Source organism: Vibrio sp. S12_S33 (genome assembly GCF_963889785.1).
GTDB lineage: Bacteria > Pseudomonadota > Gammaproteobacteria > Enterobacterales > Vibrionaceae > Vibrio > Vibrio aestuarianus.
This window is the reverse complement of sequence record NZ_CAWPQZ010000146.1, coordinates 1-1,372: the sequence shown is the minus strand read 5'-3', so window position 1 is coordinate 1,372 and position 1,372 is coordinate 1. Positions and strand designations below refer to the sequence as shown.

General features: G+C 39.9%; 1 protein-coding gene and 1 pseudogene. One reads left to right on the top strand and one right to left on the bottom strand.

Translation table 11 applies throughout. The features are described from left to right. Positions 1 to 690 precede the first annotated feature (690 nt). A complete protein-coding gene (locus AACW06_RS19520) occupies positions 691 to 1,248 on the top strand; it encodes a hypothetical protein (protein ID WP_202884119.1) in 558 nt (185 codons plus the stop codon). A gap of 22 nt (positions 1,249 to 1,270) precedes the next feature. Here the strand turns inward: AACW06_RS19520 and AACW06_RS19515 are convergent. Then, positions 1,271 to 1,372 (bottom strand): annotated as a pseudogene (locus AACW06_RS19515) (IS110 family transposase); the annotation flags it as partial.

The following is a 1,372-nucleotide window of genomic DNA, read 5'->3' as shown; positions in this document are numbered from 1 at the left end:
TCACATAACAAGCAATTCAAGTGGATTCTCAACGCGTGGCAGTTTTACTATGCGTTAGGTAAAGTGTTTTACGGTGCAATGCGGCGGCTTGGCCAGTGCGTTGTTCACCACTTAATTGGGCGTTATGTGTTGGATGAGTTTTTGAGGTTAAATCTACGATGTCATTGAAAATTCGTTCTGTGTTTTCGGCAAATTGGCTTGGTCGAAATGGATTCTTGAACAACCTGAGATTTATCGTTTTGAAGGTTCTTTGGTTGCCTCAATTAGGTTTTGGATCTGGTTTGTGTTGAGTTTCGGCGGTTTCCAGTCGCTTTAATTGAAATGTCTTTTTGACTGATTCATTTGCTGACATTCAGCTCTGAAAGTCTGATGAAGCAAAAGGTTTGGTTGTGGCTGAAAGGACGCTTTCTTTGTTGTTGATTCTTCAAGTGGCTCTCTTTGGCTAAGATCGCTGTGAAATTTAGGTTTTGGTCAGCATCGTTTTTGTACGTAACTTATTAAAACCTCTTCATTTCTACGGTGGTTTACTTTGAATTCACGGTAAAATTCACATAACAAGCAATTCAAGTGGATTCTCAACGCGTGGCAGTTTTACTATGCGTTAGGTAAAGTGTTTTACGGTGCAATGCAGTGGCTTGGTCAGTGCGTTGTTCACCACTTAATTGGGCGTTAAGCTTCAATGAGAAAACTATGGATTACGAAGAACTGAAAAAGCAAGGAATCGAGAGTTTTCTTGCCGACGAAGAACTTAATAAAGCCGATAAAATTGGACGTTTTGTTGAGTTAAATGAATTGTTTGGACCACAAGGTGACAAGCTGTTAACCGGTGGTATGCAATCACAACTTGCGTTGCATGAAGTAGCTAATAGCTATGTCAATGGAAACTACATGGCTGTTGTTCTGCTTGCTCAAGCGTTTATCGAGCATTCTTTATCTGGCGAATTCATAATGCGAGGTCAAAACGCGATTGCAGAATCGTCATTTAAAAAGATTATCGATAACTCACTGAGCGAGAGTATTATAGGTGAAGAGCTTTACGTTTCACTGGAAGCTCTAAGAAAAATTAGAAATCCGTATGTGCATGCTAAAGCGGGCATCAAATCAGGCTCCCTTATAAAAAAGATGATCGATGGGCGCTTTGAGTCAGCTGAACTTTTAGCCAAGTCTGATGCACTAGAATCACTGTCTATCCTTAAAGCCTTTATGGAACAAAACGTAGTTATGTGGTTCCCTGAAGAAGAAGCTTAACAAACGACTATGGTGTCAATAACTATTTTTTAGCTGTATTTTCATCCCATATGACGCCATCTCGTAGCATCGAATTTAGGATAACTACCATCTTTCTAACACACGCGATAATGGCTACTTTTTT

Coding starts and splice junctions, on each gene's coding strand:
- AACW06_RS19520 (WP_202884119.1), top strand. CDS start 691: ATGGATTACGAAGAACTGAAAAAGCAAGGAATCGAGAGTTTTCTTGCC.